Source organism: Desulfobulbus elongatus DSM 2908, from assembly GCF_000621145.1.
Taxonomy (GTDB): domain Bacteria; phylum Desulfobacterota; class Desulfobulbia; order Desulfobulbales; family Desulfobulbaceae; genus Desulfobulbus; species Desulfobulbus elongatus.
On record NZ_JHZB01000020.1, the window covers coordinates 37,264 to 53,950 of the forward strand.

Below are 16,687 nucleotides of genomic sequence, written 5' to 3' on the forward strand. Positions count from 1 at the left end.
ATGTTCGCCGCCATCCGCAGATGGGCCGGCCGGCCGACCGCGCCGCAGGAGGGCGAACGCCCGCAAATCGACCTCTGGCGCCTGCACGCCCTGTTCAACAATTTCAAGCGGATCCTGACGCTCAACAATGCCGTCCTCGAAGAGATGGCCAAGATGGAACGGGCCCTGGGCGGCGAATACATCTTTGACCGCGCCTTTCTGGAATCCTCGGTCAGCACCATCGCCAACCGGGTGCACCACGTCGCCTACAGCCTCAACGCCCTGACCGCCAACCGCCATGTCCCCCTGTACGACCGCTATCAGGAAATCCGCACCCTGCTGGACGACATCCTCGCCAACAACGTGCATGCCCTGGCCGACGAGGCGGTGCTGCCCCTGGACGCCATCGGCTGGGAACACGAGCCGCTGGTGGGCATGGACTTGGTGTGCCTGGCCGAATTGCGCAACCATCCGGGAATCGCCCCGGTCGACGGCTTTGTCGTCACAGCCGAAGGACTCCGCGCCCTGGCCGGCAATGTTCCTCCCTCTTCCGGGGCACGGGCGGACGACGGTCAGCGCGCCGGGGAGACGCGGGCCGCCCTGACCGACCATCTGCGCAACCTGACCAAACGGTGTGCCGGCGCGGCCCTGACCGCCACCCTGACCCTGGTCGGCGGGGACGAGCAGCCGCTGCGCGAGATCGGCTGCTGCCGGATCGACGTGGACGGCGAGCGCCGGGAAGCGTTGATTGCAACCCTGCGCGGCGAAGTTCCGCTTGTGCCGGCCAACAGCCGCATTGTCCTGGCCGACGACCGCCAGTCTAGCGGCAACGCGGTCCAGGAGCCGGAGGCGGGCGCGGTCGTGGCGCTTCTTGCCCACGCCCTCGAGCAGATCGCCCACGCTGCGGCCATCCATGCGACCGACCAATCCGGCCTGGCCAACCTCTGCCTCTTTGTCTGCCCCCAGCCCGAGGCGCTGCTTAAAGGCACGATCCATACCCGCGTCGGCAGCAACGATGCGCTGGCGGCAACGGACGGCCTGGTCGTTGACGCCGCGCCGGCGGACGGAGCAGCGGGTGACACCTACCTGCTGCGGCGGACCCATCCCTTCTCGCTGCTCCAATCCCGCATTGCCCCCAGGCCCAACGGCCACCGGTTCGCCGACCAGCGGCGCGCCTCGGATGCGGCGGGCGACCAGCCGCATTTGAGCCGGGGTTCCGCCCTCCTTGCACCGGGCCTATTGCAGGCGCTCGCCAAAACAGCCATGCTCCTGGAACGGCTCTTCGGCGCGCCCCTGGACATCCACTGGCAGCTCTGGGCCGACGGTGCCTGCCGGATCGTCCGGCTCCGGCCGCTGGCCATTGCTGCCGGGGCAGAGTCCGCGCCAGCCGCCGGCCAGCCACCCGAGGCGGTCGTCCTCTGCCAGGGCGGGCAGTCCGGCCAGGCCGGCGTGGGTGCGGGCCCGGTGGTCCATGTCAACGAGGCCACGGACCCGGAAACCTTTCCGCCCGGCGCGGTGGCGGTGGCCAGGACCGCCTCGCCCGACCTGACCCCAATACTGCACCGCGCCGCGGCGCTGGTCACCGAATTCGGCTCGGCGGCCGGGCATCTCGCCACGGTGGCGCGGGAACTCCGCCTGCCTGCCGTCTTCGGCCTGCCCGCCGCCCTCGCCCTGCTGCCTCCCGGCACCGAGGTCACGGTCGATGGCGGCGAGGCCACGGTCTACGCGGGCGCGGTCGCAGAGCTGCTGCGATACGGCGCCCAGCCCATGGATCTCACCCCCCAGGACCGGGAATACCGGATGCTGCGCCGCCTGCTCCGCTTTATCCAGCCCCTGAACCTGGTCAACCCGGAGGCGCCAGATTTTTCCGCCGAGGGCTGCCGCACCTTCCACGACATCATCCACTTCTGCCACGAGATGGCGGTGGACGAACTGGCCCATTTCCAGGAGCGGCGGCACGAGCTGGGCGCCCTGTGCATCCGCCCCCTGGCCTTGGGGCTGCCCATGGATATCCGCCTCCTCGACATCGGCGGCGGCATCCAACCGCAGGCCGCCCCCAATCCCCTGCCGGAGCAGATCGGCTCCCTCCCCCTTGCCGCCTTTCTCCGGGGTCTGCTCGCTCCCCAGGCCTGGGACACCGCCGCCCCCAGCCTGGGGATGCGCGACATCCTGGCCGGCATGCCCCGCAGCGTGGGGCTGCTCGCCGCGCCGGCCGACACCCTGGGGGCCAATCTGGCCATCATCGGCGCCGAATACCTCAACCTCAGCCTGCGCATGGGCTATCACTTCAGTGTCATCGACGCCTATCTGGGCGAGGACAGCAGCCGCAACTTCGTCTATTTCCGGTTCGCCGGCGGATTTGCCGACCAGGAGCGGCGCAACCGGCGGGCGCGGTTCATCGCCAGGGTGCTGGCCGCCATGGAGTTCAAGACCGCCATCAAAGGAGATTTGGTCACCGCCCGCCTCAAGCTGGCGGACACCGCCATTCTTCAGGAGGCGCTCGTTGCCCTGGGCGCCCTGACCGCCTCGACCCGCCAGCAGGACACCAACATGCGCAGCGAGGCGGATATCGAGGACCGCTTCGCCGATTTTGCCGCCACCTTTCTCACGGCCTTCCGCCAGCCCCATCCGGCGGCGCGCGCAGGAGGCGGCGATGAAGCTCGTTGATGCCGTGCTGCGCCGGTTCAAACAGCGGCGGCAGGCCCGCGAGCAGGCCGCCCTGACCGAACTCAAGGCCCGCTACCACGCCTTTCGCGTCTTTCTCGAAAACAACGGCAGGGCGCTGGAGTCGATCGTCGCCGTAGACGGCCTGCTGCACCGGGCCGAACCCGCCGATGTCCGCGCCGCGGTCGAAACATTCATCGAAGTGAGCGGCGAGATGGTCGATGGCCTCAACCTGCTGGCCGCCGACCGCTACGCAGTCCTCTATGCCCTGCATGGTCGCCTGGCGGAGCAGATCGACGCCGACCTGCGCAACCTGGGACAGATAGCCCTGGCGCGCGCGGCCTGCATCGGGCTGGACCAGCTGGAACCCACAGCCCTGCTCCAGGCCGGAGCCAAGGCGGTTCACCTGGCCCGCCTGCGGCAGATGGGCCTGCCGGTCCCCAACGGTTTTGTCTGCACGGTGCGGGCCTGCAAAAATTTTCTCCGCGGCGGCCAACTGGCCGAGCGCCTCCGGCACCTGCTGCACGAGGCGGAAATCGGGCGCCTAGCCGTTCCGGCGGCCGCAACCCGCATCCGGGAACTGGTCCTCGCCGCTCCGCTGCCGCCAGACATGGTGATTGCCGTGACGAACGCCTACCGGCACTTGGCCGAGGCCGAGGGGGACGATGCCACAACATCGCTTGCGGTCTCGGTCCGCAGCAGCGGCGCGGCGGAGGACGACATCGAGCATTCCTTTGCCGGCCAGTTCACCTCGCTGCTCAATGTCCGGGGGGAGAAGGCGCTGCTGGCCGCCTGCCGTCAGGTGATCGCCAGCGGCTTCAGCACTCGGGCCATCGCCTACCGCATCAATGCCGGCCTGCCGCCCTTTGATTTCGATCTGGCGGTCCTGGTGCAGGTTATGGTGGCGGCCGAGACGGCGGGGGTCCTGTTCACGGTCGATCCCTCGCAACCGGAGAGCGGCCGCATGTTGATCAGCGCCGTGCCCGGCCTGGGCACCACCGCCGTGGGCGGGGCCGCGCCGGCAGACCTCTACCGGCCGCTGCGCGTTGCGCCACAGGACCGCTCCCCTATCGAGGCAGAATGGGTGGACATACATATCGCCCGCAAAACCCAGCGGGAAGTCCCCGATCCGGCCGGCGGCCTGCGCCGGGAGACGGTCGCCGGGGCGGAGGCGGACCAACCCCTGCTCTCCCGGCCGCTGCTGGCGCAGCTGGTCGAGATCGGCCGCACCATCGAGGAGCTGGAAGGCCTGCCTCAGGATGTGGAGTGGGCCTGTGTCCAGGGCAGGCTGCATATCCTCCAGGCCCGGCCCCTGCGGCTGGCGGCAGGTTCCGGCCAGCGGCCGCAGGCGCCGCACCCGGCCGCGCCGCTGGGCACCGGCTTCTGCGCCTCGTCCGGCAAGGCGGTGGGCCGGGTGCGGCTGGTCCGTTCCGTCGCCGAACTGCACCGGCTCGAGGAGCGGCTGCCCGAAACCATCGCCGAAGGGCCGCTCATTCTGGTGCTGCCGCACAGCATTGTCGACGCGGCCCGGTTGCTGCCGCACTGCGCCGGCATCCTGGTGGACATGGGCAATCCCACCGATCACCTGGCCTGCGTGGCCCGTGAGCACGCCGTGCCCATGGTCACCGGCATGCAGACCGGGCTGGCCGACCTGCACGACCGGCAATGGCTCATGGTCGATGCCGACCACGGCCTGGTGGTGGCGGCGCCGGAATCGGTGCGGCAGCAGGTTCTCTCGTCTCCCCGCCGCCAGACCGGCCGACCGGAACCGGCCGCTTCCCCGGCGCTCGCGCTTTCCCCAGCCCGCCACAACCTACGCGAGCGGATCGTCGCACTCAACCTGACCGATGCCTACGGCCCGACCTTTTCCCTGGCGGAATGCCGCTCCCTGCACGACATCGTCCGCTATGCCCACGAGATGGCGGTGCTGACCATGTTTTCCGCCGGCGATCAGGTCATCGAGGATGCGGGCGGCCTGCTGCGGCCCATGGACATCGGCGTGCCCTTTTCCTTCCTGGTGATCGACCTGGGCGGCGGCATCCGCCGCGCCACCCCCCGAACCGGGCGCAGACGTCTTTCCCTGCGCCGCACCCTGGGCCGGGACGACGTGCTGTCCGCGCCCCTGGCCGCCCTCTGCGACGGCATGACCACGCCCGGCCTGCGCTGGCACGTCCCCGCCGATCTCGGCGCCCTGCCGGAAATCCTTTCCCGCACCATGCACGACCAGCGCGGCGCCCGGCCCGTGGGCGCCTGCAACTACGCCCTGGTCGCCCGCGACTATCTCAACCTCAACGCCCGGGTGGAATGCCATTTCGCCATGGTAGACGCGGTCTGCGGCCGGGACAGCCACGCCAACTACATCCGCTTCCGGTTCAAGGGCGGCGGCGCGGGTCTTGCGCGCAGCCACCGGCGGGCGCTGTTCTTGCAGCAGGTGCTCGAGCGCAACGGTTTCTATACCACGGTGGCCGGTGACCTGGTGACCGCATCCCTGAGCGGCGCCGGCAGGGAACGCATTGCCGGCCAACTGGCGATGGTCGGCCGGCTGTTCGGCTTCAGCCGTTTTCTGGACGGAGCGATGCGCGATGACGAGGTGCCGCTGCGCCTGGCCGACGCCTTTCTGGCGGGGCAGTACGACAGTCTGGTCGTCCTGGCGGCGATGGACGACGCTCAGGCGTGATAGAATTTTCGTTCCGGGAGTTGAACCGCGGTCAGCATGTTGCCGTACACCGCGCCGGTATCGATGCCGATGCGGTCCGGCTTGACCAGGGGCATGGCATAGGGCAGATGGCCGAACACCACCACCGGCCCCGCGGCGGCGAGGAGGCGATCCTCCCCGGCCAGGCGCCGGCTGGCCAGTAAAGTGGCCTCGGTGTCGGGCGGCGCGGACGGATCGTAATCGGCATGGGTGAAGAGATAGCCGTCCCAGGCGAAGGTCAGTTTGAGCGCAAAGAGGAACTGCTGGTGTTCGGGCGGCAGGCAGGAGAGATCGAGCAGACGGCGCAGGGGGGCGCCGTAGCTTCCGGCCGTGGTTTCCACCCCCATGACCCGCAGCAGGTGCAGGCCCTCCGGCTCTCCGCTCAGGGCATACTCCAGAAGGGCCTGTTCATGGTTGCCCTTCAGAAAAACCGCATGCCGGCAACTGCGCTCCAGGGCGAGCAGGGTGTCGAGCACCTTGCGCGAGTCCGGGCCGCGATTGATGTAATCGCCCAGGAAAACCAGGGTGTCTTCCGCCTTGTCCAGCGGCAGGCGATCCAGCAGGGACAGTAATTGCCGATGGCAGCCGTGGATATCGCCGATGGCGAAAAGCTTCGGCATATCAGGGGCGCTCCTTTAAGCGTTGCTCGGGCCCTTTATCGGGGCGAGTCAAACGACGTCTGCGGGAACAGGCACCGATGCCGCCCCTGCCGTCGTTATCAAAACTCCGTGCATTTTAGATGAAAACAAGGGCGATTGCACCCCCTTTGACGCTCGTTCCCTGGACCTGCGGCGGGGACGGTTGCCGGGGAAGAAAATTGTACCCATATGCATCGCGGTATTTTAATAAAGCTATGCCGATGACATAATTCCACCACAACGCGGGAGGTTTCGTCATGACCATGCCACTCACCGACACGACCCTGCTCCGAAACCTGGGTTACATCGACGGCCGCTGGCAGGCGGCCTGCGACGGTGCGGTCTATCCGGTCATCGATCCGGCCACCAGCGCCCTGCTGGCCGAGGTGGCCGACATGGGTCCCACCGAGACCGAGGCGGCGATTGCCGCGGCCAGCGAAGCCTGGCCGGCCTGGCGCGCCCTGACCGCCAAGGAGCGGGCCGCTGTGCTCAAACGGTGGTTCGAGCTGATCCTGGCCCATGCCGAGGACCTGGCCCAGCTCATCACCGCCGAACAGGGCAAGCCCCTGGCCGAGGCCCGCGGCGAGGTCAGCTACGGCGCCTCTTTCGTGGAATGGTTCGCCGAGGAGGCCCGGCGCGCCTACGGCACGGTGATTCCGAGCAACCAGAACGACCGCATGCTGCTGACCATCAAGCAGCCGATCGGCGTCTGCGCCGCCATCACCCCGTGGAATTTTCCCCTGGCCATGATCACCCGCAAAGTGGCGCCGGCCCTGGCGGCGGGATGCACCGTGGTCTGCAAGCCGGCGGAGGCGACGCCGCTGACCGCCCTGGCCTTGGCCGTGCTGGCCGAACGGGCCGGTCTGCCGCCGGGGGTCCTGAACATCGTCACCTGCGACGGCGCCCGCGTGCCGGAGGTCGGCCGCGTGCTCTGCGCCAGCCCCCTGGTGCGCAAGCTGTCGTTCACCGGCTCCACCGCGGTCGGCCGGCTGCTCATGCGGCAATCGGCCGACACCGTGAAGAAGCTGTCGCTGGAGCTGGGCGGCAACGCGCCGTTCATCGTCTTTGACGACGCCGACCTGGATGCGGCGGTCGACGGCGCCCTGGCCTCGAAATACCGCAATGCCGGCCAGACCTGCGTGTGCGCCAACCGGCTCTATGTCCAGGACGGCGTCTACGATGCCTTTGCCGACAAGCTGGCAGCCAGGGTCCGGGCTATGAAGGTGGGCGCGGGCACCGAGCCGGACGTGGCGATCGGGCCGCTGATCGAGCCGGCGGCGCTGACCAAGGTGAAGGAACACATCGCCGACGCCTTGGCCGGCGGCGCGCGGGTGCTGGTGGGCGGCAAACCCCACGCGCGCGGCGGTCTCTTTTTCGAGCCGACCGTGCTCACCGATGTCACCCAGCAGATGCAGGTGGCGCGCGAGGAGACCTTTGGCCCGGTGGCACCGCTGTTCCGCTTCCGTACCGATCAGGAGGCCATCGCCATGGCCAACGCCAGCGAATTCGGCCTGGCCGCCTATTTCTACGCCCGCGACATCGGCCGCGTGCTCCGGGTGGCGACGGCGATCGAGGCCGGCATGGTCTGCGTCAACAGCGGCCTGCTCTCCACGGAGGTGGCGCCGTTCGGCGGCGTCAAGCAATCGGGACTGGGCCGCGAGGGCGCCAGGGAGGGGCTGGAGGAGTACCTGGAACTAAAATACATTGCCCTGGCCGGGATGTAATGGGCCTGCCGGTTTCTGAGCGCGTGGCCCGCAGGAAAAAAATTCTGGTGCTCTACCACTCCCAGTCCGGCACCATGGCGCGGCTGGCCCACTGTTTTGCCCAGGGCGCGGCCAGGGAGGAGGAAGTCGCCGTCAGCCTCAAACAGGCGCGGGAGGCCGGGCTCGACGACCTGCTGGGCTGCGACGCCATCGCCGTCGGCTCGCCCGAATACTTCGGCACCATGGCCGGCATGATCAAGGATTTCTTCGACCGCACCTTCGAGGCGGCCCGGGACAAAACCGTCGGCCTGCCGTTCGTGCTCTTTGTCTGTGCCGGCAACGACGGCCGGGGCGCCCTCGCCCAGATGGAACGGCTCGCGGCCGGATACAAGTGGCGCAAGGTGCAGGAGCACGCGAGGGTGGTCGGCCCGCCCACGGCGCAGGATTGCGCGGCGATGGAAGAACTGGGCCAGACCCTGGCCGCCGGGCTGGCTTTCGGCATCTTCTGAGCAATGATCCGTAACCTCCCGGATAACCGCCGAACTGACGTGACCCGTGTTTTTTTGGTTATGCCCGCCCTGCAGGCAATTCTCTTGCGGATTTCTCATCCCTGACCGGGAAACTATCATGCAGCGAAGACCATCCATGCAACAGCAGCAGCAAGGTCGGGCGGAACGGAGCGAAGCCCAACGTTCAGCGGGGCGGTTGGCGGAATGCGGCCCGCAGGCGGCCTCACTTGCGCCCGACCGATTTCTCGCCCTGGCTCAGGACCTTGGCGCCACGGCCGCGGTGCTGCTGCCGGCCGACGTTCTTGTCATCAATGATCGATATGCCGCCCTGTGCGCCGCGCCGCATCGCTGCCCCAGTTATGGCCTCACGCCCGGATGCCCGCCGCACGCGCCGTCGCCGGCCGCCTTCCGCGCTTGCCTGGCTGGCTATCGCCTTGTGCTGGTCTTCAAGATCGACGCCCCGGCCGCGGACCTGCTCAGCGACAACCGCAAATCAGTCGCCCAAGCCATCCATCGGATTGCCGCCGGTCTGGAGCAGGCCGCCCGCTCATCCGGCTTTGCCCGCGCCCGCGGCATGGCCGCCGGTTCCTGCCGGGAGCTGTTCTGTGCCGATGAGGCAGACTGCGCCGTGCTGCACGGCGCCCGGCCCTGCCGCCATCCGGACCTAGCCCGGCCCTCGATCTCCGCCGTGGGCATCGACTTCGCGGCACTGGCCGCCCAAGCCGGCTGGCCCTTTGCCCGCATCGATGCCGATGCGGCGGTCGGCAGCGAGCCGGCCATGGGCCTTATGGCCGGCCTGGTGCTGCTCGATTGACAACAGCTTATTTTTCCGTCCTTTCAGAACAAAGAGCATAACGATGCATACCGACGAATACGAAATCTCCATTGGCCGCGAACTGAACCATCATCAGCATGTGGTCAAAAAAATCCGGGCCGACCTGGAAAAGCGGCGGCAGCGCTACAATATGGACTATGCCGAGGCGGTCCGGGCAGCCGCCGAGGGCCGCCTGGACATCACGGCCAAGGAGTTGGCCGCGTGGCAGGAAGACGTCGAGGCGCTGCCCCAATGGGAACAGCGCCTCGAAGAGTATCGCAAGGCCCTGGCCATGATGCGGATCACGGCCTCGCGGTCTTAAGTGACAGACGGATCAGTGGCCGCCCGGAAAGAGCAGATGGCTGAGCCAGTAGAGGATGAACAGGGAACCGACCCCGATGCCGATGGACCACCGGATCAGTGACAATTCGGCGGGCAGGAGGGGTTCATATTCCATCTGTTTGATTTCGTCAGCCACTTTCGGTTGCTGCTCTTGCTGTTGTGCCATAGTGAAACCTCCGTGCTAAATGGTTGGCGGCTTGACGCCGTGGAAAAAGAGCCATGAGATGAACAGGCCGACCCAGATGATGAAGCCGAACAGGCTGATGCAGTAGACCGCCGCCAGCTTGCCCAGCCCCTCCTGCATCAGCTTCTTGAAGTTGGACACCAGGCCGATGGTGAAGAAGCAGAGCAGGAAAAACAGCCCCCTGAAGACATCGCCCTGACTGCTGGACGATTTGGCCTTGCCCAGGAAACTCTTGGGTTCCTTGATCTTCTCGCCCACTTCCTTCTGCTTGGCCTTGACGCCATCGAGTTCCGTTTTCAAACCGGCCAGCACCGTGGCGTCGGTGGTGGCCTTCATCTTGGTCTCGATCGAGGTAACCGAGGCCTTCAGTTCGGCCAGTTCCTTGTCGGCCGGTCCCAACACCTTGGCGGCCGGCCAGCACATGGCCACCAGAATGGCGAAGGTGAGCACGTAGCCGATGACGAATTTGGGGAACCGGTGCCAGATTTCGCCGGCATCGACCTTCTGGCCGGGTTTGACGTCGATCTTGGCCACCCAGATGTAGGCCAGCAGGAAGGCCCAGACGCCGATGAAGATATCGATGAACATCTTGACCGTGGTGGCGGTCATGGTGATCCAGCCCTCGGCATAGTTGATGCCGGCGGCATCAAGCGCCTGGGCGCGGATCAGGGCGTCGGTGATGGCGCCGCTGGCAATGGCGCCGCCGTCCGATTTCACCGCCAGGCCCATCCAGGCGCCGGCGACCAGTGGTTCGGTCCACAGGAAGAACTTGGCCAGAAACGGCAGGATCACCATCTCGATGGCCACGAAGATGACCACCAGCGAGGAAACCATGATCGGCACGATGGGCCGGGCGCGGATGGCGCCGCCGGTGGCGATGGAAGCGGACACGCCGCAGATCGAGATGCCGGAGGCCAGCGGTGCCGACCATTCCCGGCTGAACTTGAAATATTTCCGCGAGATGTAGTAGACCACGGCCCAGTAGATGAGATAGGCCTCGACAATGGCGCAGAAGCCCCGGAACATGATGTTCGAGGCCAGACCGAAGGACTCGGCGGCCTTGATGCCCAGGCCGGCGCCCATGATGACGATACCGGTCTTGATGTACAGCTCGGGCCGGGCCGCTTCCTTCATCAGGTTGGCGAGTCCCGGGAACAGGTTGCCGATGAGCAGGCCGAGGATCAGGGCCAGGATGTAGCCGAACTCGCCGCTCATGCTCAGCGCCCAGGGGATGCCGAACTTGGCGGCCTGCTGCTTGGTGGCGGCGATGTAGCCCCAATGGCCCATGAACCAGCAGAGGTAGCTGAGCCAGAAGGCCAGGGTGAAGCCGAACATGAATTTCGGCACGTTGGCCCCCAGGGCGACCGCGCCCAGGGTCATGATCACCAGGGCGAACAGGTAGGTCAGCACCACCGTCACGATGGGCGCCATGCCCGCCTTCTTGTACTGCTGGCCCACCTGCAGGGCGGAGACATCGCCGTCGGCGGTCACCGTCGCTTCCTTGCCGTCCTTGGTTTTCAGGGTCAGTTTCTGGCCGTCGATCTTGGCGATCTCCCCTTCCACCCCCTTGTACTTGGATGAAATGGCGCTGACCGCCTTGCCCGGATCGACCCAGACGCCCATTTTTGCGCCCCAGCCCAGGATATCCATTCCCTTGAATGACCCCAGACTGAGGGCGAAGATGACGAGACCCAGGATCAGCGCCAGCCAATCCTCGCTGATCCAGCCTCCTCCTCCCTCCAGTTTGCCGTGCGTGTTTTCTTGTGACATACAACCTCCTTTATTGTGAGTGACAATCCCGCGAAACCGGCTGTGATTTCACGGTCTTTTCCCTGCGTCCCTGCCGCGCCCACCGCCCGGTGCACGCGGAACAGGATGTTACCTATTGCTCTTGGTACGGAAGGCGGCCGCCTGCTCGCCCAACCGCGCCAGGATCTTCTGGACCGCCACCCGCGACAGCCCCGAGATGCGGGCGGCCTCGGAAACGTTGCCCCTGGTTCGGGTCAGCAGATCGCGGACATATTCGAGGGTAAAGGCGTTGACCACCTCCGCCTTGGCCTCCTTGTATGCCATCGGCCTCCCCTTGGAGCCTGATTGGTGGCTCTGCTGCGGCCGGTCCGTTTTGCCGAGGACGGTCTCCACCAGGGCCAGATCCATGCGCTCGCCGGTGCAGAACACGGTCATCCTGCGGATGAAGCTCTGCAATTCCCGCACGTTGCCCGGCCAGGGGCAGGCCGACATCCACTGCAAGACCTCCGGGGTCAGCTCCTTGTCGGGCAACCCCATCTCCCGGCAGGTCCGGCGCAGGAAATGCTGGGCCAGCAGGGGAATGTCCTCGACCCGCTCCCGCAGGGGCGGCAGGGTGACGGTGAGGACGTTGAGACGGTAGTACAGATCCTCGCGGAAGGTTTTGGCGTGCAGGCTCGCCTCCAGGTCCTGGTTGGTGGAGGAAACGACCCGTACGTCCACGGTCTGATTGCCGTTGGCACCCACCGGCCGGATCTCGCCGTTCTGCAGGCAGCGCAGGAGCTTGATCTGCACCGCCGGGCTGATGTCGCCGATCTCGTCGAGATGGATGGTGCCGGTGTGGGCCGCCGAGAAAAGACCCTTGTGGTCCCGGTCCGCGCCGGTAAACGCGCCCCTGACATGGCCGAACAGTTCGCTTTCCAGCAGATTCTCCGGGATGGAGGGGCAGTTGACCGCCAGGAACGGCCGGGCCGCCCTGGGGCCGGTGCGGTGGATCAGCCGGGCCACCAGTTCCTTGCCGGTGCCCGATTCGCCGCGGATCAGCACCGCGTACTCCGATTGGGCCACCGCGGCCACGGTCTGGCGCAGCTTGCGCATGGCCGGGCCTTCGCCGATCAGCTCCTCCTGGGTTTCCTGGCGGGAGACGATCTGGCGCAGCCGGTTGTTTTCCGCCAGCAGCCGGCTCCGCTCCAGTCCCTTGGCCACCACCCGGAAGAGCTGCTCCGGCTCAATGGGTTTGGTGAGGAAATCGTAGGCGCCGGCGTGCAGGGCCTCCACCGCGGTCTCGATGGTGCCGTAGGCGCTCAGCACCACCACGCTCAGGTCGGGCTGGAGCGCGAGGGCTTCGGCGAGCAGCTGCATGCCGCTCATTTCCGGCATGCGCAGATCGGTGATCATCAGGTGGAACGGGCCGCTGGCGAGCAGCCCGAGGGCCTCTTTGCCGCTGTGGGCCGCTTCGACCCGTGTCCCGCCGAAATGACCGGCCACCAGCCGGACCAGGCCGCGGGCGAAGTCCTGCTCGTCGTCGACGATGACGATGTTGATCTGGTCCGCCGGGCCGTGGGGCGGCGGCGCGGTCAAACTGTTCATGCCGTACCCTCCGTTGCGGTTGTTTCAGGGGCCGTCGGCGCAAGCGCGCGCGGCAGCGTCACCATGAATCGCGCCCCGCCCAGATCGGGCGAACGGTCGATCTCGACCGTGCCGCCGACGTCGGTGACCATGCCGTAGACCACGGTCAGCCCCAGGCCACTGCCGGCGCCGATCTCCTTGGTGGAGAAAAAGGGGTCGAAGATGTGGGCCTCGTGCTCGGCGGCCACGCCGGGGCCGTTGTCCTCGACCTCGATACCGACCATGTCGTTGTCCGCCGGGGCCACGCGGACGCGGATGACGCCGGTCCGTTCGGCAGCCGCGTCGAGCCCGTTGATCATCAGGTTGCCGAGTACCTGCTCCAGTTCGCCGACCCCCATGCGGACCATCAGTGGTTGTTCCGCGCAGACCAGGGTGATGCGCACGCCCTTCTTCACGGCCTGCACCGAAAAAACCTCGACGATGGCCGCGGCCACGGCGCCGGCGTCGGCGGTTCCCGAGCCGGCGGCCTTGGGCCGGGCGAAGTTGAGCAGGTCCTGCAGGACCCGCTGGGCCTGGCGGGTATGGCGCTCGATGACCTCCAGGTCGGTGACCTGCTGCGGATCGACGATCGATTGCCGCAACAGGCCGGCGTAGCAGAGAATCACCCCCAGGGGATTGTTGATCTCATGGGCCAGGCCGGCGGTGAGCTTGCCCACGGTGGCCATGCGCTCCGACTGCCACACCTGCATGCGCATCCGTTTTTCCATGGTCGTTTCCCGCAGGTAGACGACCACCTGATCGGCAACGCCCTCGCGTCCCCGGACCGGATAAAGGGAAAGCGCGAAGGTCCGCCCTCCCTCCAGGCTCACCTCGCGCAGATCCGGGACGCCGCGGCCGATCATCTCCCGCAAGGGACAATGTTCCGCCCGAAGATCGCCGAACAGGACCAGGATGTTGCCGTCGGTCCGCTCGCCGTGGGTCAGTTCCTGGGCCAGGGTCCGGGCGGCCTCGTTGGCCATGAGCACGGCGCAGTTGTTGTCCATGAGCACCAGGGGATCGGAAATGCCCTCGACGATCGACTCCAGGATGTTCATCTGCCGGAACAGACTGTCGATGGCGGTGAGGTTCTCGGCGGCTATGCCCAGTTGCCGGCCCAGGGCCAGAAGGACATCCCGGTCGTGCCGCGCCGCCTCGGCCTCGGTCGGCCATTGCAGGGCGAGCAGCCCCTCCGCGTTGCCGGTGCTCGACTCGACCGGCACGAAGATGCGCCGGTCCATGGCCACGCAGGTGCTGCCGGTCAGCACCTCGACAAAATTCGCGGGCATTTGGGGCAACGATTCCGTTTCCGGCCAGACAAAGGAACTCTGCGATCCCATGGTACAGACATAGGCGATCCGCTCGGCCGCGAACCGCCGGCAGATCCTGGGCAGGGAGAAATGCCAGAGTTCGGCCCGCGAGCGGCTGCGGTACATGTCCTCCAGCAGCCGGACAAAAAGATGCACGTCAGCCCGCCGCGCCTCCACCTCGCCGCTCAGGGCATCGGTGCGCTCGTCGACCATCTTGCGCAGGTTTTCGGCGTAATTCTGCAACTGGCGGCGCGCCTCGAACAGGTGCTCGCCCATCTGTTCCATGCCGTCCACCAGTTCCTCGATCTCGTCGCCCTGCTCCAGCCGGTGCAAGAGGGCCGAGCCCTCGGCATCGGTGACATTGCGGCGGAACACGGTGTTGAGACGCTTTAGGTTATTGACCACCAGCACCCGGAACAGCAGGTTGGCGCTGAAGAAAACCAGCAGCATCGCCAGGGCGAAAAAGGCGAAATAGCTGAGAATGGTCTGTTCCAGCCGGCCGACGCTGCCGTGCACCGAGATACCGACGAAATCGACGCCGGCCACGTCGCCGGGATGCTTGCCGAAACCGCGCTCGCCGTACAGGTTGATCAGCTCCGCCGGCGCATCCTGGGCACGGCCGTGGCAGTACATGCAGCTTTCGTCGAAACGGACCGGCCGCACCATGAGATAGTACTGCTCGCCGCTGATGACCCGGTAGCCCTGCCACAGATCCTGCCTGGCATTGGCGCGGAAGTAGCGGATCAGCTCGCGCTCCTGGTCGTTGGCCTCGTAGTCGGGATTGCGGGCATCGACCGCCACCCGGCGGAAGATGGTCCCTTCCTGGGGGGCATTGATGGTGGCCATGATCTGCCGGGAGATGTAGGACGACGACATCGCCTGGATGATGAACCTGGACGGCAGCCGCTCGTACATCGCCGGCCGCAGGACGTCGCGCACATAGTGCTGGACCGAATCCACGTGGGTGAGGATCAGTCTGGCCTTGTCGCGCACCTCTTCCTCCAGGACATTGCGCATGTGGAAATAAAAGCCGACGGAAAAGGCGATCCCGAGAAACAGGGCTGCCAGCATCAAACCGGAGAGGAATTTGGTTTGAATCGTGTGTGGCTTGGGCAGATGCATGGCGTTTCAGCGGGTATTCGTCCGTTCTCGGGTCAGGGATGGCACGCCGCGCGGACGCGGCACGTCAGACAATGCCAATCAAAAGGCGTGCCAGTCGCTGTATTTTATTTTTTAACGGAATAACGAGATGTTGAAAATAAGGAAACTGTCCGGATCAATGCGGGCGGCGCTCAAGTGACAACACGAGTTTTCATTGTACGAAAACTTGTGTTGTCACTTTGAACGACGAGAGGGTTGGCAGGCGGGATCTGTCAATGTTCATGCGCGGTTCGCTGGGCCAGCAGGCCGCGCAGATAGGCCAGCCACCCGGCGAAACCGTCGCCGGTGGTGGCGGACAGGGTGATGATCTCGAGCTCCGGCTTGAGCGCCCGTGCCTGGCCGGCGGCCTCCTCCACAGAAAAATCGAAATGGGGCAGCAGGTCGACTTTGGTGATGAGCATGAGGTCGGCGCTCTTGAAGGTGGCCGGATACTTGGCCGGCTTGTCCGAGCCTTCCGGGGTGGAGAGCAGCACCACCCGCCGGTGTTCGCCGAGATCGAAGGTGGCCGGGCAGACCAGGTTGCCGACGTTTTCGATGAAAATCAGGTCGAGCGGCCGGCCCTTGGCGAAATGTTCGAGCACGTGCAGGCCACCGTGCACCATGGGGGCGTCGAGATGGCAGGCGCCGCCGGTGGTCAACTGCACCGCCGGCACGCCCTTGGCGCGGATGCGGTCGGCGTCGCGTTCGGTCTCGATGTCGCCCTCGATCACCCCGATGCTGCAACTCGCCTTCAGCTCGTCGATGGTCCGCTCCAGCAGCGTGGTCTTGCCCGAGCCCGGACTGGAGATCAGATTGATGGCCACCGCGCCCATGTGCTCGATATGGTGGCGGTTCGACTCCGCCTGTTTCTGATTGGCCTCCAAAAGGCTCCGGTTGACCTCGACCACCTTGGTGTCGTGATGATGGTGCTCGTGCAGTTGACAGCCGCAGGTATCACACATGACGCTACTCCATTTCGAGTTGATTGAGGATCAGTTCGGTGCCGCCTCGGGGTGAGAGGCGGTTCGAACCGCACCAGGGACATTTCTTCGCCGCCAGGCCGCAACGGGCCAGTTCCAGCCGTTCGCTCTGCCGGGGAAAGGGAATGACTGCCACTTTGTCGCAATCGCGGCAGACATATTCCGGATCGGGCGTCTCCAACTCGAGGACGGCCTCCCGCACCGGCTCCTGCTCTTGCTTGAGGATGTTGAAGCCGAACTCGAACGAATCGCGGACCACGCCGGAAAACGGCCCCAGGGTCACCACCACCCGGTTGACCCGCCGGGCCCGGTGTTCCGCGGCAAGGGCGAGAATTTGTTCGATCAGGCTCTGGGCCAGGGACAGTTCGTGCATGAGGC

General features: G+C 66.3%; 13 protein-coding genes. 6 read left to right on the forward strand and 7 right to left on the reverse strand.

Annotation, left to right across the window (positions count from 1 at the left end):
* Both Q362_RS0111145 and Q362_RS20280 read left to right on the forward strand, forming a co-directional pair.
* A complete protein-coding gene (locus tag Q362_RS0111145) occupies positions 1 to 2,646 on the forward strand; it encodes a PEP-utilizing enzyme (protein ID WP_028318759.1) in 2,646 nt (881 codons plus the stop codon).
* A complete protein-coding gene (locus Q362_RS20280) occupies positions 2,633 to 5,320 on the forward strand; it encodes a PEP/pyruvate-binding domain-containing protein (protein WP_051554152.1) in 2,688 nt (895 codons plus the stop codon). Before Q362_RS0111145 ends, Q362_RS20280 begins: the two co-directional genes overlap by 14 nt.
* Here the strand turns inward: Q362_RS20280 and Q362_RS0111155 are convergent.
* Positions 5,311 to 5,958, reverse strand: a complete 648-nt coding sequence (locus Q362_RS0111155) for a metallophosphoesterase (RefSeq protein ID WP_028318760.1) — start codon at positions 5,956 to 5,958, stop codon at positions 5,311 to 5,313. The two genes, Q362_RS20280 and Q362_RS0111155, sit on opposite strands and share 10 nt — an antisense overlap.
* A gap of 281 nt (positions 5,959 to 6,239) precedes the next feature.
* Here Q362_RS0111155 and Q362_RS0111160 point away from each other — a divergent pair, with 281 nt between their 5' ends.
* From Q362_RS0111160 to Q362_RS0111175, 4 genes are all read left to right on the forward strand, one after another.
* On the forward strand, positions 6,240 to 7,700 hold the full coding sequence (locus tag Q362_RS0111160) for a succinate-semialdehyde dehydrogenase (RefSeq protein ID WP_028318761.1): 1,461 nt from the start codon (positions 6,240 to 6,242) through the stop codon (positions 7,698 to 7,700).
* Complete coding sequence (locus Q362_RS0111165; protein ID WP_051554154.1) at positions 7,700 to 8,188, forward strand: flavodoxin family protein; 489 nt, start codon at positions 7,700 to 7,702, stop codon at positions 8,186 to 8,188. Before Q362_RS0111160 ends, Q362_RS0111165 begins: the two co-directional genes overlap by 1 nt.
* Positions 8,189 to 8,306: 118 nt before the next feature.
* Positions 8,307 to 9,002 carry a DUF2284 domain-containing protein gene (locus Q362_RS0111170; protein ID WP_084312604.1) on the forward strand — a complete coding sequence of 232 codons (696 nt, stop codon included), beginning with the start codon at positions 8,307 to 8,309 and terminating at the stop codon, positions 9,000 to 9,002.
* Positions 9,003 to 9,045: 43 nt separating this feature from the next.
* Positions 9,046 to 9,324, forward strand: coding sequence for a hypothetical protein (locus Q362_RS0111175; RefSeq protein ID WP_028318764.1), 279 nt, complete (start codon positions 9,046 to 9,048; stop codon positions 9,322 to 9,324).
* A 12-nt stretch (positions 9,325 to 9,336) separates the two neighbouring features.
* On the opposite strand, the gene Q362_RS24080 is transcribed toward Q362_RS0111175, so the two are convergent.
* From Q362_RS24080 to Q362_RS0111205, 6 genes are all read right to left on the reverse strand, one after another.
* Positions 9,337 to 9,510, reverse strand: a complete 174-nt coding sequence (locus Q362_RS24080; protein WP_169737410.1) for a hypothetical protein — start codon at positions 9,508 to 9,510, stop codon at positions 9,337 to 9,339.
* A 15-nt stretch (positions 9,511 to 9,525) separates the two neighbouring features.
* A complete protein-coding gene (locus Q362_RS0111185; protein WP_051554156.1) occupies positions 9,526 to 11,298 on the reverse strand; it encodes a putative sulfate exporter family transporter in 1,773 nt (590 codons plus the stop codon).
* Between the two features lie 108 nt (positions 11,299 to 11,406).
* Positions 11,407 to 12,864 carry a sigma-54-dependent transcriptional regulator gene (locus Q362_RS0111190; protein WP_051554158.1) on the reverse strand — a complete coding sequence of 486 codons (1,458 nt, stop codon included), beginning with the start codon at positions 12,862 to 12,864 and terminating at the stop codon, positions 11,407 to 11,409.
* Positions 12,861 to 15,311 carry a c-type heme family protein gene (locus Q362_RS0111195; RefSeq protein ID WP_028318767.1) on the reverse strand — a complete coding sequence of 817 codons (2,451 nt, stop codon included), beginning with the start codon at positions 15,309 to 15,311 and terminating at the stop codon, positions 12,861 to 12,863. The genes Q362_RS0111190 and Q362_RS0111195 overlap by 4 nt, the downstream gene beginning before the upstream one ends.
* Before the next feature lie 251 nt (positions 15,312 to 15,562).
* Positions 15,563 to 16,291, reverse strand: coding sequence for a hydrogenase nickel incorporation protein HypB (hypB, locus tag Q362_RS0111200; protein WP_028318768.1), 729 nt, complete (start codon positions 16,289 to 16,291; stop codon positions 15,563 to 15,565).
* A 4-nt stretch (positions 16,292 to 16,295) separates the two neighbouring features.
* Complete coding sequence (locus Q362_RS0111205) at positions 16,296 to 16,682, reverse strand: hydrogenase maturation nickel metallochaperone HypA/HybF (protein ID WP_028318769.1); 387 nt, start codon at positions 16,680 to 16,682, stop codon at positions 16,296 to 16,298.
* Positions 16,683 to 16,687: the final 5 nt, after the last annotated feature.